The sequence below is a fragment of the Cellulomonas sp. NS3 genome (genome assembly GCF_024757985.1).
Classification (GTDB): domain Bacteria; phylum Actinomycetota; class Actinomycetes; order Actinomycetales; family Cellulomonadaceae; genus Cellulomonas_A.
In genome coordinates, this window is sequence record NZ_CP103289.1 from 2661472 (window position 1) to 2681166 (window position 19695).

Below are 19695 nucleotides of genomic sequence, written 5' to 3' on the forward strand. Positions count from 1 at the left end.
CCCCCCGGCCGGGCGCGCGTCCGGTGACGTGCGCGCGGCCGGGGGCCGTGGTGGTCCGAGCGGGCGGGCGTCAGCCCTTGACCGCGCCCTGCAGGCCGTTGACGATGCGCTTCTCCATCGCCAGGAAGAAGACCAGCGCCGGGATCATCGCGAGCGAGGTGAACGCCAGCACCCCCGCGGTGTCCTGCGCGTGCTCGCTCGAGAAGCTCGCGACCCCGAGCGGCAGCGTCTGCGTCGTCGGGTCGCTGAGGATCAGCAGCGGCAGCAGGTACGCGTTCCAGGACGCGACGAACGCGAGCACGCCGACCGTCACGAGGCCGGGGCCCGAGAGCGGCAGGAGGATCCGCCAGAAGAACCCGACGCGCGACGTGCCGTCGATCATGGCCGCCTCCTCGAGCTCCTTGGGCAGCGCCATGAGGAACGGGCGCAGGATCACGATCGTCATCGGCAGCGCGAACGCCGCCTGCGGGAGCGCGACGCCCCAGAACGTGTTGTTCAGGTTGAGGTCACGGATCATCAGGAACAGCGGGATGATCGCGACCGTCAGCGGGAACAGCAGGCCCATCGTGAAGACCGTCGTGAGCATCGCGCGGCCCCGGAACTGGTACCGCGCGAGCGGGTACGCCGCCATGACGCCGAAGACGGCGACGATCACGGTCGTGATGAGCGAGATCACCGTCGAGTTGAACGCGTACCGCCAGAAGCTCGCGGACGTCAGCACGTTGACGTAGTTGCTGACGACCCACGGGTCGGGCAGGCCGACGGGCTCCGCGGCGAGCTGCGCGTTCGAGCGGAAGCCGCCGAGGATCGCGTAGAGCACGGGCCCGAGGGTCGCCGCCGCGACGACGAGGGCCGCGACGTAGACGAGCGGGTTGCCGCCCGTGGCGGACGAGCCACGCCGGCGACGCGGGGTCTCCAGCACAGCCGGCCGACCCGGGGCGGGCGTCACGGCAGGGGCGCTCATCGCTGGACCTTCCTCGGCTTGGGGGCGTCCTGGTTGTCACGGCGCAGGACGAAGTACTGGTAGAGGGCGGCGAGCACGAGCGAGATGCCGAACAGCAGCACCGCGACGGCGGACGCGTAGCCGTACAGGCTCCGGTTGGTCCCCTGGTTGATCAGGTACGTCGCCATGGTCATCGTCGAGTTCGCCGGGCCGCCCTTGGTGAGGATCCACACCATGTCGAACAGCTGCAGTGAGCCGATCATCGACAGGAAGCCCCACGTCCGGATCGTCGGGCCGAGCAGCGGGATGGTGATCCGGCGCTGCACCTGCCACCACGACGCACCGTCGAGCTGCGCCGCCTCGTAGAGGTCCGTCGGGACGCCCTGGAGGCCGGCGAGGAACAGGATGATCGCGAGACCCAGGTACTTCCAGGTCAGCACCACCATCACGGTGTAGAGCGCGATCTCCGGGTTGCCGAGCCACAGCTGCTTGGCGGCCGAGAGACCGAGCCCGTCGAACACGGCGTCCACGAGGCCGCCGGGCTGCAGCAGCATGAGCCACACGACACCGGCGACGACCTCGGCGAGGACGTACGGGACGAAGATGATGACGCGCATCGCCGCGCGGCCCCGGATCTCCCGGTTGAGCAGCAGCGCGATCGCCAGACCCAGGGGCAGCTGGATCACGATCGACAGCACGATGATGATCAGGTTGTGCGTGACCGCGCCGGTGAAGACCTGGTCGCGCAGCGCGTTCGCGTAGTTCTGGAGCCCGACGAAGTCGTCCATCGGGCCGAGGCCGTTCCACTTGTACGTCGAGTAGCGCACGGCCTGGAGGACCGGCGTCACGACGAACACGGCGAACAGCGCGAGAGCCGGGGTGACGAAGAAGAGGATCTCCAGGCGCTTGCGCCACTCCACGGTGACCGAGGCACGCGGCCGCCCGCCCGCGGCGCGGGCCGCCGACCGGGGAGCCCGGTCGGCGGCACGCGCGGTGTCGCGAGGGGTGGCAGCGACGTCCGTGCGCGTCGGGCGTGCGGTCACGTCGTCTGCCACCTCGTTCACTCGCTCTCGGCCGCGGCCTGCGTGGCGTCGACGATGCCCTGGGGGGTCCCCTGGCCGGCGAACAGCAGCGCGATCTCGTCGTTCATCGCCCCTCCGATGTTCTCACCGAAGGCCGTGTCGAAGTACAGCTGGACGAACGGCGCCTCGTCGCGGAACGTGAGCAGCTCGGCGAGTGCCGGGTCGGCCACCGAGCCGGTCGCGGCGGGGTTGGTCGGCAGGCCCATGCTCTGCTCGGCGAAGCCGATCTGGACCTCGTCGCTCAGCAGGTAGTTCACGAAGTCGACGCACTCCGGCGGGGCCTCCGCCGAGCACGCCCACGCGTCGCCGCCGCCGAGCGCCGCGGCGGGGTCACCCTCGCCGCCCTCGACCGCCGGGAACGGGAACCAGCCGGTGTCGGCGCCGAGGCCCTGCTTGTCCTCGGTGAGCCCCTGCATGACGCCGGGCTCCCAGTGACCGGCGAGCTCCATGGCGACCTTGCGCGTCGCGAGGAGGCCGGAGGCGCTCGTCGGGCCGGTCTGCGCCGGCGTGGCGAGGAAGCCGGAGTTGAACGGCTCGGCCAGGATGAGCTTCTCGAGGTCCTCGCCGGCCGCGACGAAGCACGGGTCCGAGAAGTCCTTGAGCGTGACGGCGTCCGTCAGGACCTGCTCGCTGCAGTGGCGCAGGGCCAGGTAGTACCAGTAGTGCGCGGCGGGCCACTTGTCGCCCGCGCCGACCGAGATCGGCTCGATGCCCGCGGCCTTGAGCTTGTCCGCCACGGCGACGAGGTCGGTCATCGTGGCGGGCGGCTCGGTGATGCCGGCCTGCTCGAAGAGCGCCTTGTTGTACCAGAAGCCCACGACGCCGAGGGAGAACGGCAGCGCGTAGGTCTTGCCGTCGACCTGCCAGCCCGCGACCGAGCCGCCGATCTTCTCGATGGCCTCCGACGAGCCGTCGGTCAGGTCCTGGACCAGGCCGGCCTCGACGTGCGCCGCGAGCTCGCCGCCGCCGCGCTCCATGTAGACGTCGGGGGTGTCGCCCGTCTGGAAGGACGCGTCGAGCTTGGTGAGCATGTCCTCGTGCGCCAGCGCGCTGATCTCGACGGTCACGCCCGGGTTGGCGGCCTCGAAGTCGGCCGCCACCTTCTCGTAGTAGCCCTTGCCGGGCTCGTTGTTGGAGTTGTGCCACCAGGTGAGCGTGGTGCCGTCCGCGGAGTCGTCGGACGTGTTGCCGCTCCCACCGCCGCTGCATCCGGCGGCCAGCAGGGCCACTCCGGCAGTCATCGCAACAGCCGAGAGCAGTCGGTTCCTCGCCATAGTGAGTTCCTTCGTCGTCGTTGACTGGGTAATTCGCGGCGAGCATGCCACACCGTTTCGTCCACGGTCAATCGTTATCGATAACGTTTTCGTACCGGTAGCATCACCGTCCGTGACCGAGCGTCAGCAGCTCCCTCGCGGGGCCGAGGACCTCCACCGCGTGACGATCACCGACGTCGCACGCGCGGCGGGGGTCTCCGTCGCGACCGTCTCCAAGGTGATCAACGAGCGCTACGGCGTCGCGGCCCGCACGTCCGAGCACGTGCAGCGCGTGATCGAGCAGCTCGGGTACGAGTCGAGCCTCGTCGCCCGGAGCCTGCGCAGCCACAGGACGCACGTGATCGGCATCCTCGTGCCCGAGTTCGAGCCGTTCAGCACCGAGGTCCTCAAGGGCACGTCCCGCGCGATCACCGGGACGGGCTACGAGCTGCTCGCCTACTCGGGCGGCGGCCGGGCGGGTGAGGTCGTGGGCTGGGAGCGCCGCTACCTGTCGCGGCTCAGCGGCACGCTGATCGACGGCGCCATCATGATGACGCCCACCGTGGTCCGGACCGCCGGCTCCGTGCCGGTCGTCGCGATCGACCCCCACGCGGGCCCCGCGGACAGCCCCACCGTCGACGCCGACAGCTATGCGGGTGCGGTCATGGCGACCGAGCACCTCCTGCAGCTCGGGCACCGGCGCATCGGCTTCCTCGGCGGGCGCCCCGACCTCGACTCCGCCCGGCTGCGCGAGGACGGCTACCGGGACGCGCTCGCGTCGGCGGGCATCCCGGTCGACCCGGACCTCGTCCGGCTCGGCGGCTACCGGCGGCAGGTCGCCACGGCGCCCACGCGCGAGCTGCTGTCCCTGGCCGACCGGCCGACCGCGATCTTCGCGGCGAACGACCTCTCGGCGATCGGCGTCCTGGACGTCGCGTACGAGCTCGGCCTCTCGGTGCCGGCCGACCTCTCGGTCGTGGGCTTCGACAACGTGCCGGAGTCCGCCCTCACGGAGCCCCCGCTGACGACCGTGCAGCAGCCGCTGCAGGAGATGGGCGCACAGGCGGTGCACCTCCTGCTGCGGCTCGTCCACGGCGAGCCCGGCGCGAGCACGCACGTACGCCTGCCGACGTCGCTCGTCCGGCGCGGCTCGACGGCTCCGCCGAGCACGACGAGCGTCGCCCGTCGCTGACGGGTCGCCGACCGTCACCCGGCGAGCGTCCGGGGCCCGGGGCGGTGGGCTCGTGCGGCCGCCGAGTCCCCGCCGGGCTCAGAGCCCCGCCGCTCCCAGGTGCAGCTCGGCGAGCGGCTCGGCGTCGAGCACGTCGCCGACCACCGCGGCGACCGTGAGCGCGTGCAGCGTCGGCAGCGCCGCGCGCAGGAGCACCGGGTCGGGGTCGTCCTCCGCACCGACCAGCGCGGCCGTGACGTCGAGCACCGCGACGAGCTGGGCGTGCAGGCGTCCCGTGCCGTAGGCGGCCCACGCACCCGCGTGCATCGCGCGGGCCCACCGCCCGGGCGGCCACCCGACGGCCGCGAGCCGGTCGAGCGTGACCTCGCGGCGGGCCAGCGCCGCGCACAGGTCGGCGACCGCGTCCGCCCGGGGTCCGTGCGACTCCGCCGGAGGGACGAGGGGGGTCCCGACGTCCCCCAGCGCGGCGTGCCAGGGCCCGCCGAGCACGAGCGCGTCGCGCGCCCCGAGGTCGGGCGACGCCCACCAGACGCCCACGACGCCCGCGGCCGCTGCGGCGGGCGCCGGCACGACGTCGCCGCCCGCCACCGCGGCACCCGGTGCGGCGGGCCACGCGGCGGCCTCGCGGGTCACGAGTCGGACGACGTCCGCGACCCGGCCGAGCCGGCTGCGCGCGAGCGTCCGCGCCGAGCCGGGGGCGCCGTGCGCCGCGTCCCGCAGCAGCGCCGGCGTCGTGGGGGTCCGGGAGTCGAGGTCCTCGACCGACTGCCACGCGGCCGCCCGCTCCCCCGGTGCCACGTCGAGGACCGCGAGCCCGAGGTGCGTCAGCGCGGCGTCGGTCAGCCGGAACGTCGCGCTGAGCGCCCCCAGCAGGTCACGGGCCGCGGGGTGGCATGCGGCGTCGGTCGCGAGCACGGTCGGCGAGGACAGCGTGTACACCGGGGCCTCGCCTCCATGCGGGAACTCGGACAGCACGACCGTAAACGCCCGCAGCCCGACCGAGCGGACGAATCCCCCGTGTGCCACGGCACCCGTGCGGCGCGGCCCTCGGGGGTCACCCGGCTGGGCGACCCGTCCGGCGCCCGACGGCGGCGCAGGGTCCGGCCCGTCAGGCCCCGGTGCCGCCGTCGAGGTGCTCCTCGAGCTGCTCCCGTGTGATGCCGACGTGGTCGGCGATGTGGGTGCGCGTCTGGACGCGTGCGGCGTCGACGCCCCGCACGGCCTCGCGCACGAGGTCGGGATCGACCGCCGTCCCGCGCGCCGCGAGCTCGCGCAGCAGGCGGTCCCCGTGGGTCGCGTACCAGGCGGCGGCGAGGTCGGCCCGGCTCGGCTCGAGGGCGAGGACCGCACGGCACAGCGCGCCCGTCGCGGCGACGAGCCCCGGACCGTCCGAGTGGGTGAGCCACGCGGCGACGAGCCGGGTCTCCCGCCGGGCGTCGGTGTCGTCGTCGGCGGGCAGGTGCCGGAACGTGCGGCGCAGGTCGAGCGCGACCTGCATGCGCGTGTCCCAGTCCCACGAGCCGACGGCCTCGGTCGAGGTGGCGAGCGCGAGGGTCCACGGCTCGTCGTGGCCGTGCTGGACCGCCTCGATCGCCCGGAACCGCAGCAGGTGCGCGCCGCACTGCCCGGCGGAGGCCGTGCGCCGCGCGGCCCGGTGCCCGGTGCGGGGGCGCTCCTGACCGGCCTCGGCGGTGGCCCAGGCGCCGTCGTCGTCCGCCGCGGGCGCCGCAGCGGCCCGGGTCCGGTCGACGAGCTCGAGGATCGGGCCGGCCCACTCGTCGGGCAGCGGGGCGTGCGCACGCGGGGTCATCGGGCGTCTCCTCGGCGTCGTCTCACGGTCGGTGCCCGTGGGCGGGAACGCGCCGGACGGACCTCGGCAGCCTACGGCGGGCCAGGGACATAGGCCTTGTTTTATATAAGTACCCACCGATATCCTCTCGCCGTGCACGCCTTCGACGTCCTGGGTGACCCGGTCCGCCGCCGGATCCTCGAGCTGCTGCTCGAGGACGAGCGGTCGTCCGGCGACGTCACGGCCGTCATCCGCGCCGAGTTCGGCATCAGCCAGCCCGCCGTGTCCCAGCACCTGCGGGTGCTCCGGGAGAACGGCTTCGCCCGCGTGCGGGCCGAGGGCGCGCGGCGCCTGTACGCCGTCGAGGCACGTCCGCTCCAGGACGTCGACCGCTGGCTGCAGCCGTTCCGCGAGTTCTGGGACCAGCGCCTCGACGCGCTCGGCACCGAGCTCGCCCGGGGGCGCCGGGACCGGCGCGCCCGCACGTCCACCGAGAGGACCGCACCATGATCGACCTGCTCCACGAGCTCGCCGCGCTCCACCGCGGCGTCGCGCGCGACGACGACGCGCAGACCGTCTCCGTGACGGTCGCCCGCACCTACGACGCCGAGACCGAGGACGTCTGGGAGGCGCTGACGGACCCTGCGCGGCTCGCCCGCTGGTTCTCCCCGGTGACCGGCGACCTGCGGGTCGGCGGCTCGTTCCAGATCGAGGGGAACGCGAGCGGCGACATCCTGCGTTGCGAGCGGCCGGCGCTCCTCGAGGTGACGTTCGGCATGCCCGACAGCGTCGTCGCGGTGACCCTCGCGCAGGAGGCCGACCGGACGACGGTCGAGCTCGTGCACACCGTGCCGCTCGCCATCGCGGGCAGCGGTGCCGGCGCGCTGTTCGTCGGTCCCGGGTGGGACGGGGCGCTCGTCCAGCTCGGCCGAGGCCTGCGCGGCGAGGCCACGGGCGACCCGCTCGCGTTCGCGGGGTCGCCCGAGATGATCGAGCTCAACCGCGGCTCGATCGACGCCTGGGCCGAGGCCGTCGAGAGGTCCGGCACGGCGACGCCCGACGACGTGGCGGGTGGTCGCGCGGCGGCGGAGGCGCAGTACACGACGACCGAGCCCTGAGGGCCGCCGGCGCGTGCGCGCGGGCCGGGCCGACGTGCGCCCCACGTCGGCCCGGCCTACGTTCGTGAGCACGACTCGCACGGGGGCGCTCTGGAGTCGGTCGCCCGTGCGCACGAGGAGGAGCACCGTGGGAGCAGCACCCGACCTCGACACCGGCGTGGTCCTCGCCGACCGCTACCGGCTCGACGAGGTGCTCGGGCGGGGTGGCATGGCGACCGTCCACCGCGCGCACGACCTCGTCCTGGGCCGCGACGTCGCGGTCAAGCTCTTCCCGCCCGTCGCCGAGGGCGCCGAGGAGCTCCAGCGACACAAGGCCGAGATGCGCGTGCTCGCCCGGCTCGACCACCCCGGCCTCGTCACGCTGCACGACGCCGGCAGCGTGCCCGCGGGCGGTCCGCTGCGGCAGACGTACCTCGTCATGGAGCTCGTGCCGGGCCGCACGCTAGCGGACCGGCTGCTCGTCGGCGCACTGCCCCCGGCCCACGTCGCGCACCTGGGGCGGCAGGTCGCCGAGGCGCTCGTCGTCGTCCACGCGGCGGACGTGGTGCACCGGGACATCAAGCCCGCGAACGTCCTGCTCGCCGGCGCGGGCGACCGGGCCGGCGGCGGGCTCGCTCCGGCGGGCGACGAGGGTCGTGGCGCCGGCGAGCTCCGGGCGAAGCTCGCAGACTTCGGGATCGCCCGGCTCTCCGACGGCGCACGGCTGACGGTCACCGGGACCACGCTGGGCACCGCGAGCTACCTGAGCCCTGAGCAGGCCACGGGCTCGGCGGTCGGTCCTGCGAGCGACGTCTACTCCCTCGGGCTCGTCCTGCTCGAGTGCCTCACGGGCGAGCGGGCGTTCACCGGCACCGCGCTCGAGGCCGCCACGGCGCGCCTGCTGAGCTCGCCGGCGGTCCCGGGCAGGTTCGGCGCCGCGTGGTCGGACCTCCTCAGCGAGATGACGGCGCGCGACCCCGACGACCGCCCGCCGGCGGCAGAGGTCGCCGTGCGCCTCGCCGTGCTGGCCGAGGAACCGGCGGGCACGGGGGCCGCGCCCGCGCCGACCGTGGCGTCACCGGTCGCGGCCTCGCCGACCGGGGCGTCGCCGGTCTCGCCCGCACCGAGCGTGGGCTCACCGGTCGCGCCCTCGGCGACCGCCAGCTCACCGGTCGTGCCCTCGCCGACCGTGGGCTCTCCGGTGGTGCCCTCGCCGCGCCCCACCGGTCCGGGCTCGACCGCCGTGCTGCCCGTGGCGACCGGGCCCGGCGGAGCGGTCCCGACCGATCCCGTCGCCGCGCAGCCGGGAGCGGACGACCCCGCGGCGGGCTCGCACGGCTCGACCCCGAGCCCGTCGACTTCGTCGGCGCCGTCCGCGACGGGAGCCCGGCCCGCCCGACCCTCCGCGCCCGTCACCGTCGGAGGCACGGCGCCGGCCCGCGACGGCGACCGGCGCGCGCGCCGCGGCACCCGCCTGGCGGCAGTGGCGCTGCTGCTCTGCGCGGGCGGCGCGACGGTCCTGGCCACCCAGGCGTCGGGCGACGCCCCGCCGGTGCCGCCGTCGTACCCGGTCGTCGAGGGCGCCCTCGGCGACGCGCTCGCGGACCTGCAGCGGAGCGTGCAGCCGTGAGGGCCGGACGGACCGGCGCCCTGCTGGCCCCGGCGCTCGGCCTCGTGCTCGTGCTCGCGGGCTGCGGCCAGGGCGCGGAGCTCGACCCCGACCGCGCCGGGGTGCTCCAGCAGGCGGTGCTGACGGTGTCCGAGGAGGCCGCCGCGGGCCGCTACGACTCCGCGCAGGCCGCGCTGGCCGAGGTCCGCGACGAGCTCGAGACGGCGGTCGACGCGGGCGAGGTGTCGACCGCGCGCTACCGCCAGATCGACGACGCGCTCGACCGCACGGACCAGGAGGTCACCGCCGCGCTGGAGGCTCAGGCGGCCGCGCGCGCCGCCGAGCAGGCGGCTGCGGAGCAGGCGGCCGCCGAGCAGGCCGCCGCCGAGCAGGCCGCCGCCGAGCAGGCCGCCGCCGCCGCGCGAGCGGCCGCCGAGCAGGAGGCTGCGGCGCGCGCCGCGCAGGACGAGGAAGGCGAGGCCGAGAAGGGGCCCAAGGGCAAGGGGAAGAAGGACGACGACGACTGACGGGGTGGAGCGCTCCACGGTCATCCCTTGATCCGTGGGCACCACCGGCCGATAGTGCCTGAGGGACGCGGCGCAGGTCACCGCGCCCTGGGGCGCCCGCGACGCGTCCGACGACCGACGCCCGGGATCCCTCGGGTCGAACCCGGAGGGAGGGTCCGTGCCCGGCAGCAGGTCCGGCCTCGATCCGTCCGAGCCGATCGCCCCGCCCGCCGCGGAGCCGTCGGAGCCGACGTCCCCGGCGGCGCGCGCCCGCTCCGACGACCCGGTACCACACGCTCCCGCCGGCCCGGACCTCGCGTCCGCGCTGGGCCGGGACGGCGTCGAGTCCGCCCAGATCGGCACGTACGCGTGGGACCTCGCGACCGGCGAGCTGGCACTCGACGAGCAGCTCCTGACCGTGTTCGGGTTCGACCCGGACGAGTTCGACGGAACCATCGGAGCGGTCGGCCAGCGGCTGCACCCGCACGACCGGCCCCGCGTCGCGCGCGCGTTCGAGCTCGCGGTCGAGGGGCAGGGCTACCTCGAGCTCGAGTTCCGCGTCCTGGTCCCCCACGCCGACGCGCGCTGGGTGCTGGCCCGCGGGCGGCTCGTGCAGGACCACGACGGCCGCCCGTCGCGCGCGGTCGGTGCGGCCTTCGACGCGACGGCGCGCCAGCAGGGCGAGGCGCGCACGGCACGCCTGCTCGAGGCGATGCCGACGGCGTTCTTCTCGGTGGACGCGGAGTGGCGCTTCACCTACGTGAACAGCGAGGGCGAGCAGCTCCTGCGCCGGCCGCGCGAGGAGCTCCTGGGCGGCACGCTGTGGGACCTCTTCCCCGAGACGCGCGGCACCGCGTTCGAGACCGGCTACCTGCGCGCGGCCCACACGGGCGAGACCGTCGGCTTCGAGGCGCACCACCCCGCGCCGCTCGACGCGATCTTCGAGGTGCGGGCCTGGCCGGGGCCCGACGGCCTCGCGGTCTACCTGCAGGACGTCACCGAGCGGCACCGTGCCCAGCGCGCCACGGAGCAGACGGCACGGCTCGAGCGCCTCAAGGCGCAGGTCACGGACCGGCTCACCGAGACCCTCGACGTCGACCAGTCGGTCTCCCGGCTCGCACCGCTGCTCGTGCCGACGCTCGCGGACTGGTGCATCGTGACCGTCGTCGACCACGCCGACGACCCGGGCACGCCGCCCGTGATGCGCGACGTCGGCTTCGCGCACCGCGACGCCCGCCAGCTCCCGCTCGTGTCGCGGTACGCCGGCCGCCGCCTGGAGTCGATCCGCGACGACTCGTACGTCGAGCGATCGCTGCGCACCGCACAGCTCGTCGAGGTGCGCAGCGGCGCGACCGAGGCGGTGCGGGCCGTCCTCGCACCCGGTGAGGCGCGCGACCTGATCACGCGGCTCGCACCGGGCAGCGGCGCCGTGGTGCCGCTGCGGGGACGCGGCCGCACGCTCGCCCTCGTGACGCTGTTCAACGGCCGCGAGCGCGGGCCGATGACCCGTCAGGAGCTGCGCACCGCGCAGGACCTCGCGGGGCGGGCCGGCCTCGCGCTCGACAACGCCCGCCTGTACCGCCAGCAGCGGCACCTCGCCGAGGAGCTCCAGCGGTCGCTGCTCGCGGAGCCCGCCGGACCCGAGCACGTGCAGATCGTGGCCCGCTACGTCCCGGCCGCCGAGGCGGCGGAGGTCGGGGGTGACTGGTACGACGCGTTCCCGCAGCGCAGCGGCGACACGGTCGTCGTCATCGGCGACGTGCTCGGGCACGACAGCGCCGCGGCCGCGACCATGGGTCAGCTCCGTGCGGCGCTCCGCGGCATCGCGGTCGCGACCGGCGCCGGTCCCGCCGAGCTGCTCGGCGTCGTGGACCAGACGATGCACACGCTGCGCACCCCCACGATGGCCACGGCGTTCGTCGCACGCCTCGAGCACTCGTGCGAGCAGGCGGAGCGCGGCGAGGCGACCGTCCGGTGGTCGAACGCGGGCCACCCCTCCCCCGTGCTCATCGGCCCGGACGGGAGCGTCGAGGACGTCGTCGGCGTACGGCCCGACCTGCTGCTCGGCGTCGACCCGGACGCCACCCGGTCGGAGGCCACGCTCACGCTGCAGCCGGGCGCGACGCTCGTGCTGTTCACGGACGGGCTCGTCGAGCGGCGCGACGAGGGGATCAGCGAGGGCCTGGCCCGGCTGCGGTCGACGCTCGAGGAGCTCGCGGGCCGCGACCTGCACAGCCTCTGCGACGAGGTCGTGGCCCGGATGCTGCCGTCGCGCCCGAAGGACGACGTCGTGGTGCTCGCGCTGCGCCTCGACCCGGTGGAGGCGCGGTCCCCGGAGGCGGCCCGGTGAGGACCGACGCGCGCCTCGAGCTGCACCTCGAGGCCGACCCCAGCGCACCGCACCGCGGCCGGCACTGGGTCGTGCCGGTCCTGCGCGACCAGGACGCCCCCGAGTCCGCCGTCGACCTCGTCGAGCTCCTGACCAGCGAGGTCGTGACGAACGCCGTGAAGTACGGGTCCGCCGACCACGGCATCGTGCTCTCGGTGGGCTGGGCCGACAGCCGCGTCACGGTCCGGGTGACCGACGCGAACCCGTCGGCCCCGGTGGTGCACCGCTCGGCCCCCGAGGACCTCGGGGGCCGCGGCATGGAGCTCGTCGAGCTGCTCGCGGAGTCGTGGGGGGTCGAGTCCCACGCGGGCGGCAAGACGGTCTGGTTCACGGTGCACGCGGCCTGAGGCCGTGCGCGGCGCGACCGGGCCGCGCCGTGCCCGGTGCCGGGCCCGCAGGTCGACCGCGCGGTCAGGGCGTGCGCGCGACGACGTCGTCGAGCTGCACGACGAGCGGGGTGCCCGTCGCGGAGCTCGACAGGTACAGGTTCGCGCCGATCTCCCCCGCGGCCTGCAGCCCTGCGGTCGCGTCGGTCGTCGTCACCTGCCACGTCGCCGGCTCCGGGTCCCCGGCGCGCCAGACGCGCGCCCGCACGGTCGTCGGCGACGTGCCGGTCACCTGGACGCGGACCTGCAGCCGTGTGCCGGGCACGTGGGTCAGACCGGGGACGAGGGTCGCCGGCGCGAGCACCGTCTCGCCCGACCCCGCGGTCCGCGTGAGCGCGACGGCCACCGCGCCGGTCGAGCGGAGGTGCACCTTCGCCCGGTAGCCCCCGACCGCGGGGACGCGCCGCCCGTCGACCGAGACGTACAGCCCGCCGCCCGTCGTGGCGCGGTCGGTCGTCGCGGTGAGCGTGAGGTCGGTCGACGCCGAGAAGACGGGGAGCGCGAGGTCGCGCCCGGCACCGGCACCGAGCTGCACGCGCGCGGCGCCGCCCGAGACGGAGTACCCGGTGCCGCTCGTGCGCCACGCACCGCCCGTCTCGGCGCTGCCGAGGCCGGACGCCACCGCGCGGGTGAAGGTGTCGGCGGCGAACGGCGCGCCGCCGGGATCCGGCGTCCCGCCGATCGTGAACGCGTCGGTGAACGTGCCGCCGTCGGCCCGCGCGAAGGCCGCCGTGAGCGTCGTCGCGGTCACACGCACGTCGAGCACGCCCCACGTGGACGTCGCGAGGCCTGAGGCGGCCGCGAAGTAGGGCGCCTCGGCGTCCGCGGGGTTGACGTCGCGCTGCACGACCCCGCCCGTCCCGACGGTCGCGAAGACCGTGCCCGCGCCCTTCACCATGGTCCCGTCGGCGTCGACGACGCAGTCGAGGTCGGCGGTGCCGGGCGTCATCCGCGTGCAGCCGGTCCCGTGCCCGAGCTGCTTCGTGCGCTGGTAGAGGTGCTCGTGCCCGTGCAGCACCAGGTCGACGTCCGAGGCGAGCAGCAGGTTGAGCAGGTCGGGGCCCATGTCGCACGGGTACTGGCCCATCGACAGGCACGGGGTGTGCGACCCGACGACGACCCACGGGATCTGCTCGGCCCGCGCACCGTCGATCGCCGCGGCCGTCCACGCGTACCGCGACGAGCCCGCGGTGTAGGACGCGAGACCCTCGGGGAACGTCAGGCCGGGCGAGATCATCACGTACCGCACGAGCGGGTCCTGCGCGGGCACGTCGACGTACCACTGGCGGCCGTAGGTCCCGACGAGCCCGGGGAGCTGGTTGGGCAGGCACGAGGAGAAGTCGTTGATGTGGCCGTTGGCCCCGTTGGACTCGTGGTTCCCCGCCAGGAGCTGGAACGGGAAGCCCGCGCCGACGTGCTGGGTCACGAGGTCGCACCACGCCTGCTCGCCGCCGACCGCCCCGTACGAGAGGTCGCCGAGCGCGAGGTTCAGGTCCGGTGCCAGGCTGCCGATCAGGCCGAGCACCGCGCGGGACTGCGGGCCCGCGCCGTAGTCGCCCGCAGCGGTGAAGTGCACCTCCACCTCCGCCGCGCCGGCGCCCACCTCGCCGACAGCGGCGGGCGGCCTCGCGGAGAGCCCGGCGGGTGCGCCACCGACGTCCGTCGCGAGCGTGAGGGTGAGCGCCGTGGCCGCGAGGGTCGCGACGAGCGGGGCGAGGGCGGGGCGGTGCGTCATGGCGGCCTCCGGGCGGCAGGGACTCCCGCGCCCACACCACCACGAACCCGGACGAAGCGGAACAGGCCGCGGGGGTGAAGCGCAGCGCCCGGTGCGGCCGGGTGCGCCCGCCGGGGACCGCCCGACGCGCCTCAGCCCGCGGGGCAGACCCAGCGGCCGCGCGCGGCGACGAACGCGAGCTCGCCCGGGCGGCCCGCGAGGGGGGCGCGCGCGAGCACGTAGTCCGCCTCGGGCGCGCCGTCGGGGCCGGGGTCGTGCGTGACGTCGGCGACGCCGACGGTGACCGTCTCGCCCGCGAGGACGGCCGAGGACCAGCTGAAGACGTGACCCTCGAGGATCCCGTCGAGACACGTGTACTCCGGCACCGCGGACCTCCCGGTCGTGACCTGCCCGCCGTCGTGGTGGGCGGCGCTCACGCTACGGACGTGCGATGAACGGGCTGTGTCGTCGGCGTGACGGCCCGGACGCGGGCGCAGCGACCCCCGTGCGACCTGCGACGACGCCGCAGAACTTCACCCGTCCGCGCGACGGTCGGTGGTCGGGGTGCTCACCGCGATGTTTCGGGCGCATGTCGGGAGTACGTCGAACGGGTGAACCGCGGGACATCCATTGACTTCGGCGGGGCACGACCACACGCTGAGCCGTCACCTAGTGACACGATTCACCTACCGAGAACCTCAGCGTGGAGGACTCCTCATGGGCAGCTCGAGCTCGCCTGCGGCCGCACCCGCCGCCGCCCCACCCCGTCCACGGACCGGGTCGGGCTGAACCACCGCCCGCACGCGACCCGGACGGGCCGGCCCAGCGCCGCCCCGCAACGCCGCGTCGGGCAGCACGACCGACCGACCAGATCCCGGCACGCACCACGCCGCCGGGGCTCGACCCGCTGACCGGGGGACGCGGGTGACCAGCGGGCTGCACCGGCCCGCGGCGGACGACGAACCCGTCGGCCGCCCTGTGCACGACCGAGATCGGGAGACATCCGGATGTCTGCAGGGAGAGAACCAACGACGCCGACCTGGCGGCACCGCACCCGCCCCCAGGGCCGCGTGCTCGTCGCGCTCGTCGTCCTCGCGGCACTGCTCGCCTACGTCCTCCAGGCGGCGGTCGCGCCGCGCGCGGACGCCGCGACCGTCGGGGCCGGCAGCTACGCCGAGGGCACGCCCACGGGCGGGGCCGTCCCGACGGAGTGCAACGGCACGCCGGTGACGAACCCCCGGGCGCACGTGACCGCGAACTTCCCCGCGGGCGCGGTCCCGACGAACGACTGGTGGACGTCGCTGCTGTGGCGCAAGTTCGACTGCGCGTCGATCTCCGAGAACCTCATGGCGCACCCGCTCGCGTTCCACGCGTACACGGACGGGCTCGGGGTCAGCTACCCCACCACGGCGAGCATCTCGGGGACCGCGACGGGCGTCGGCGAGTACCACTACAGCTACACCGAGGACTTCCGCCTCGGCATCGCGGGCCTGAGCTCCGACGGCAAGGTCGACGGCTACTCCGACTGGACCGTCAGCGAGCTGTGGACCAACGGCAGCAGCAGCCTGCGCACGACGTTCGGCCACGGCCTGCCCTTCGTCTACGCCACGAAGACCGGCGGGAACGCGACGCTCACGGGCAAGGCCGCCCCGACGGTGTGGAGCAACGCGAACGGCGCGGTCGGCTACACGATCAACGGGCACGACTACGCGGCGTTCGGCCCCTCGGGCTCGACGTGGACCGTCTCCGGCAGCACGCTGAGCTCCTCGCTCAACGGCGGCTCGTTCTTCTCGGTCGCCGTGCTGCCCACGTCGTCGGGCAGCTCGAACGCCGACCGGGTCGCGGCCCTCAACGCCTACGCGCCCTACGCGCACAACCACGTGACCGGCACCAAGGTCTCGTGGTCCTACGACGAGGCCAGCGCGAGGATGACCGCGACCTACGCGTTCACCACGACGGCACGGCAGGGCTCGGGGACGGGCACCGTCTACGCGCTCTACCCGCACCAGCGCGACCAGCTCAGCGGCGCCACGCCGAGCGCGTACTCCTACGTGTCGCCGCGCGGCCCGATGCGCGTCGTGATCGGCAGCTCGCAGTTCCAGACCGTCGCGACCTTCAACGGCGTGCTGCCGCAGCTCGCGAACACGGGCTTCCCGGCCGGCTCCGCGGACGCGACGCAGCTCAACGGGTACGTCGAGCAGGTCGCGACGGGTGACCCGTTCGCGGGCTTCGGCGACGACACCTACTGGACCGGCAAGGCGTTCGGCCGGATCTCCCAGGTTGCGCACATGGCGAACCTCACGGGGAACACCGCCGCGCGGGACCGCCTCGTCAGCGCGATGAAGACGCGCCTGACCGACTGGATGACCGCCTCGCCCGGCGAGACGACGCGCTCGTTCTGGTACAACCCGGCGTGGGGCACGCTCATCGGCTACCCGGCGTCCTACGGCTCCGACACCGACCTCAACGACCACCACTTCCACTACGGCTACTACGTCGTGGGCGCCGCGACCGTCGCGCAGTTCGACCCCGCGTGGGCGGCCGACTCGGCGTACGGCGGCATGGTCAACACGGTCATCAAGGACGCCGCGAACTGGGACCGCAGCGACACCCGCTTCCCGTTCCTGCGCGACTTCGACATCTACGCGGGCCACGACTGGGCGGCCGGCCACGGCGCGTTCGGGGCGGGCAACAACCAGGAGTCGTCGTCGGAGGGCATGAACTTCGCCAGCGGCCTCATCCAGTGGGGTCAGGTGACCGGCAACAAGGCGGTCCGCGACCTCGGCATCTACCTGTACACGACGCAGGCGTCGGCCATCGAGAACTACTGGTTCGACACCGACGACGAGGCGTTCCCCGCCGCGTTCGGCCACTCGACGGTCGGCATGGTCTGGGGCGACGGTGGCTCGTACTCGACGTGGTTCAGCGCCGAGCCCGAGATGATCCAGGGCATCAACCTGCTCCCGAGCACCGCGGGCCACCTGTACCTGGGCTACGACCCGGCCTACATCACCCGCAACCTCGCCGAGCTCGAACGCAACAACGGCGGCCCCGCGACGGTGTGGAAGGACATCATCTGGGCGTTCCAGGCCCTGGCCGACGCCCCGACCGCGCTCGCCCAGTTCCGCGCCCAGGCCGGCTCGTACGCCGTCGAGGAGGGCGAGTCGAAGGCGCACACCTTCTACTGGCTCAAGAACCTCGCGGGCCTCGGGACGGTCGACCGCTCGGTCACGGCGAACACCCCGCTGCACGCGGTCTTCGTCAAGAACGGCGTGCGGACCTACCAGGCGGCCAACATGAGCGGCAGCCCGATCACGGTGCGGTTCTCCAACGGCGTGACGCTCAACGTCCCCGCCCGCTCGGTGACGGCGTCCACGACGTCGGCGCCGACCGACACCACGGCACCCTCCGTGCCGGGCGGCCTGACCGCGTCGGGCACGACGTCGAGCGCGACCACGCTGTCGTGGAGCGCGTCGAACGACGGCTCGGGCGGCACGGGCGTCGCGAGCTACGAGGTGCTGCGCGGCGGCTCGGTCGTGGGCACGGTGACCGGGACGACGTACACGGCGACCGGGCTGTCCCCCGCGACGGCGTACAGCTTCACCGTGCGCGCGGTCGACGGGGCCGGGAACCGCTCGGCCGCGAGCAACGCGGTCGCGGTGACGACGAGCCCGTCCTCGGGCGGTGACACCACGGCGCCGTCGGTCCCCTCGGGCCTCGCGGCCTCGGGCACGACCGCCTCGGCGACGACGCTCGCGTGGAACGCCTCGACCGACGCCGTCGGCGTCACCGGGTACGACGTGCTCCGGAACGGCTCGGTGATCGGCTCGACCGCGAGCCGGACGTTCACCGTGACGGGCCTGTCCCCCGCGACCGCCTACGCGTTCGCGGTCCGGGCCTACGACGCGGCCGGCAACCGGTCCGCCGCGAGCGCCGCGGTGAACGTGACGACCGCGTCGTCGAGCACGGGCGTGGACGCCACGTCCCGCATCCAGGCCGAGGCTTACAGCGGGATGGTCGGCGTGCAGAAGGAGGCGACGCAGGACGTCGACGGCGGCGAGAACATCGCGTGGATCGCGAACGGCGACCACGTCCGCTTCGACAACGTCAACTTCGGGACGACGCCGCGCGGCACCTTCAGCGCACGGGTCGCCTCCGGGGCGGGCGGGTCGATCAGCGGGCTCGTCAACGTGCGGCTCGGCAGCGCGACCGCGCCGCCGATCGGCAGCTTCGCGGTCGGCAACACCGGCGGCTGGCAGTCGTGGCGCACGATCCCGGCCAACATCCAGCCGACGACCGGCGTGCACACCGTGTACCTGACGTTCGAGTCCGGCCAGCCGGCCGACTTCCTCAACGTCAACTGGTTCACGTTCCGCTAGACCGCTCGACCGCAGCACCGGCCCGGCAGCGCGCGCTGCCGGGCCGGTGCCGTGTGGTGGGTGCGTGGCACGCGGCACGTCGACGGCGGGGCGACCGCGGCGCGCGTGCGGCCGCGGGGGCGCCGGGCAAGGCCGGCCGTCGGGCGCCCGGCGCGGCCGCGGTCGGCGCCGCCCGCCGGGTCACGTCGAGGCGCGCTGCACCACGTGGAAGAGGTCGTCCGGCGCCCGCAGCGACACGCTCGAGCCGTCGAGGGCCGCGAGCACGGCGCGCGTGAGGTGCTCGGCCTGCGCGTCCGTCGCCTGCCACACCGTCGTGAGCGCCGGCGCCGCGAGCCCGGCCGCGGGGATGTCGTCCACCCCGATCACCGCGACCTCCTCGGGGATCCGCAGACCCTCCGCGCGCAGGGCCGCGAGGACCGCGAGCGCGACCTCGTCGTTGTACGCGACCACGCCCGTGACCGGCTCGGGCCCCGCCCGCCAGGCGCGCACCGCGGCGGTCGCGGACGCGACGTCGAGCTCGACCGCGTGCGGCTGCGGCTCCGGCAGCCCGTGGGCCTCGCACGCGAGCCGCGCACCGGCGAGCCGCCGGTCGGCGAACGCGGCGAGGCGCTCGTCGGCCGGCGCGGCGTACCCGAGCACGCGGTGCCCCCGCCCGGCGAGGTGCTCGACCTGCAGCCGGCCGATCCCCGTCTGCGGCACCGAGAAGCTCTCGGGGTGCGGGTCCTCGTCGAGCGAGCTCGTGAGCACCTGGATCCCGGCGCGGCGCATCGCCTGCTCCTCGTCGTCCGTGAACGCCGTGAGCCCGACGACCGCGCGCGGGGTCACGGCGCGCCACAGCTCGCCGATGGGCCGGCGACCGCGGTCGTGGTGCACGAGCATCGACAGCCCCCGGTCGGCGAGCTCGCTCGCGAGGTGGTCGAGCAGCGTGTCGATGACCGGGCCGACCGGCCAGTTCGGCAGGACGCAGAGCACGAGGTCGCTGCGGCCCATGCGCAGCGCGCGGCCCGCGACCGACGGGGTGTAGCCGAGGCGCGCGGCCGCGTCGCGGACCCGCTTGCGCGTCGCCTCGGGGATCGCCACGTCGGGGCGGGCGTTGAGGACGTAGCTCACGGTCGTCCGAGACACGCCGCTCTCGCGCGCCACATCGGCACCGGTGACGCCTGGCACGGATCCTCCTCGACGCCGCCGACAGCACGTTCAAGCGGTCACCCTAACGTCGAGCCCGCACCCGGCACAGCAGGTTCCGCCGCGGGCTGCGGGCGGCGGTCGACCGCGGGGGCGCCCCTGACCAGGACCGGGGCTGCGCACGGTCCTCCCGACGGTCCTCGTGCGACCCCGCGCCGCCCAGGGCCGGAC

The 19695-nt window shown here is 74.8% G+C and carries 16 protein-coding genes; 8 read left to right on the forward strand and 8 right to left on the reverse strand.

Annotated elements, in window-relative coordinates:
• Nucleotides 1-70 precede the first annotated feature (70 nt).
• From NXY84_RS12200 to NXY84_RS12210, 3 genes are read right to left on the reverse strand one after another with little or no spacing between them, the layout of a single operon-like run.
• On the reverse strand, nucleotides 71-964 hold the full coding sequence (locus NXY84_RS12200) for a carbohydrate ABC transporter permease (protein ID WP_258723357.1): 894 nt from the start codon (nucleotides 962-964) through the stop codon (nucleotides 71-73).
• Nucleotides 961-1998: a carbohydrate ABC transporter permease gene (locus NXY84_RS12205; RefSeq protein WP_396126212.1), complete on the reverse strand. Its 1038-nt coding sequence runs from the start codon at nucleotides 1996-1998 to the stop codon at nucleotides 961-963. The genes NXY84_RS12200 and NXY84_RS12205 overlap by 4 nt, the downstream gene beginning before the upstream one ends.
• 5 nt (nucleotides 1999-2003) lie before the next feature.
• Complete coding sequence (locus tag NXY84_RS12210) at nucleotides 2004-3299, reverse strand: extracellular solute-binding protein (protein ID WP_258723359.1); 1296 nt, start codon at nucleotides 3297-3299, stop codon at nucleotides 2004-2006.
• Nucleotides 3300-3411: 112 nt separating this feature from the next.
• Here NXY84_RS12210 and NXY84_RS12215 point away from each other — a divergent pair, with 112 nt between their 5' ends.
• Complete coding sequence (locus tag NXY84_RS12215) at nucleotides 3412-4470, forward strand: LacI family DNA-binding transcriptional regulator (protein WP_258723360.1); 1059 nt, start codon at nucleotides 3412-3414, stop codon at nucleotides 4468-4470.
• 78 nt (nucleotides 4471-4548) lie between these two features.
• Here NXY84_RS12215 and NXY84_RS12220 read toward each other — a convergent pair whose 3' ends face one another.
• Together NXY84_RS12220 and NXY84_RS12225 are read right to left on the reverse strand one after the other, a co-directional pair.
• Nucleotides 4549-5496 carry a hypothetical protein gene (locus NXY84_RS12220; RefSeq protein ID WP_258723361.1) on the reverse strand — a complete coding sequence of 316 codons (948 nt, stop codon included), beginning with the start codon at nucleotides 5494-5496 and terminating at the stop codon, nucleotides 4549-4551.
• An 82-nt stretch (nucleotides 5497-5578) separates the two neighbouring features.
• Entirely contained in the window at nucleotides 5579-6280 is a 702-nt protein-coding gene (locus tag NXY84_RS12225) for a hypothetical protein (protein ID WP_258723363.1), read from the reverse strand.
• 132 nt (nucleotides 6281-6412) lie between these two features.
• Between NXY84_RS12225 and NXY84_RS12230 the strand changes: the two genes are divergently transcribed.
• The 6 genes from NXY84_RS12230 (at nucleotide 6413) to NXY84_RS12255 (ending at nucleotide 12207) form a co-directional block, all read left to right on the forward strand.
• Nucleotides 6413-6769, forward strand: coding sequence for an ArsR/SmtB family transcription factor (locus tag NXY84_RS12230; RefSeq protein ID WP_258723364.1), 357 nt, complete (start codon nucleotides 6413-6415; stop codon nucleotides 6767-6769).
• Nucleotides 6766-7377 (forward strand): SRPBCC domain-containing protein, encoded by a 612-nt coding sequence (locus NXY84_RS12235; RefSeq protein WP_258723365.1) that lies wholly within the window; start codon nucleotides 6766-6768, stop codon nucleotides 7375-7377. Before NXY84_RS12230 ends, NXY84_RS12235 begins: the two co-directional genes overlap by 4 nt.
• Before the next feature lie 127 nt (nucleotides 7378-7504).
• Nucleotides 7505-8986 (forward strand): serine/threonine-protein kinase, encoded by a 1482-nt coding sequence (locus NXY84_RS12240; protein WP_258723366.1) that lies wholly within the window; start codon nucleotides 7505-7507, stop codon nucleotides 8984-8986.
• The gene (locus tag NXY84_RS12245; RefSeq protein ID WP_258723367.1) at nucleotides 8983-9492 is read left to right on the forward strand and encodes a hypothetical protein; all 510 of its coding nucleotides are present in this window, start codon (nucleotides 8983-8985) and stop codon (nucleotides 9490-9492) included. The genes NXY84_RS12240 and NXY84_RS12245 overlap by 4 nt, the downstream gene beginning before the upstream one ends.
• A 157-nt stretch (nucleotides 9493-9649) precedes the next feature.
• Complete coding sequence (locus NXY84_RS12250) at nucleotides 9650-11821, forward strand: SpoIIE family protein phosphatase (RefSeq protein WP_258723368.1); 2172 nt, start codon at nucleotides 9650-9652, stop codon at nucleotides 11819-11821.
• Complete coding sequence (locus tag NXY84_RS12255; protein WP_258723369.1) at nucleotides 11818-12207, forward strand: ATP-binding protein; 390 nt, start codon at nucleotides 11818-11820, stop codon at nucleotides 12205-12207. The genes NXY84_RS12250 and NXY84_RS12255 overlap by 4 nt, the downstream gene beginning before the upstream one ends.
• A gap of 64 nt (nucleotides 12208-12271) precedes the next feature.
• Here NXY84_RS12255 and NXY84_RS12260 read toward each other — a convergent pair whose 3' ends face one another.
• Complete coding sequence (locus NXY84_RS12260; RefSeq protein ID WP_258723371.1) at nucleotides 12272-13981, reverse strand: metallophosphoesterase; 1710 nt, start codon at nucleotides 13979-13981, stop codon at nucleotides 12272-12274.
• A gap of 131 nt (nucleotides 13982-14112) precedes the next feature.
• The gene (locus tag NXY84_RS12265; RefSeq protein ID WP_258723372.1) at nucleotides 14113-14397 is read right to left on the reverse strand and encodes a hypothetical protein; all 285 of its coding nucleotides are present in this window, start codon (nucleotides 14395-14397) and stop codon (nucleotides 14113-14115) included.
• 570 nt (nucleotides 14398-14967) lie between these two features.
• Here NXY84_RS12265 and NXY84_RS12270 point away from each other — a divergent pair.
• Nucleotides 14968-18339 (forward strand): glycosyl hydrolase, encoded by a 3372-nt coding sequence (locus NXY84_RS12270; RefSeq protein ID WP_258723373.1) that lies wholly within the window; start codon nucleotides 14968-14970, stop codon nucleotides 18337-18339.
• Nucleotides 18340-18519: 180 nt separating this feature from the next.
• On the opposite strand, the gene NXY84_RS12275 is transcribed toward NXY84_RS12270, so the two are convergent.
• Nucleotides 18520-19506, reverse strand: coding sequence for a LacI family DNA-binding transcriptional regulator (locus tag NXY84_RS12275; protein WP_258723374.1), 987 nt, complete (start codon nucleotides 19504-19506; stop codon nucleotides 18520-18522).
• Between the last annotated feature and the right edge of the window lie 189 nt (nucleotides 19507-19695).

What these genes read in the sequence shown, in the direction of transcription:
- NXY84_RS12225 (WP_258723363.1), bottom strand. Translation starts at nt 6,280, where the DNA reads ATGACCCCGCGTGCGCACGCCCCGCTGCCCGACGAGTGGGCCGGCCCG.
- NXY84_RS12210 (WP_258723359.1), bottom strand. Translation starts at nt 3,299, where the DNA reads ATGGCGAGGAACCGACTGCTCTCGGCTGTTGCGATGACTGCCGGAGTG.
- NXY84_RS12200 (WP_258723357.1), bottom strand. Translation starts at nt 964, where the DNA reads ATGAGCGCCCCTGCCGTGACGCCCGCCCCGGGTCGGCCGGCTGTGCTG.
- NXY84_RS12270 (WP_258723373.1), top strand. Translation starts at nt 14,968, where the DNA reads ATGTCTGCAGGGAGAGAACCAACGACGCCGACCTGGCGGCACCGCACC.
- NXY84_RS12260 (WP_258723371.1), bottom strand. Translation starts at nt 13,981, where the DNA reads ATGACGCACCGCCCCGCCCTCGCCCCGCTCGTCGCGACCCTCGCGGCC.
- NXY84_RS12235 (WP_258723365.1), top strand. Translation starts at nt 6,766, where the DNA reads ATGATCGACCTGCTCCACGAGCTCGCCGCGCTCCACCGCGGCGTCGCG.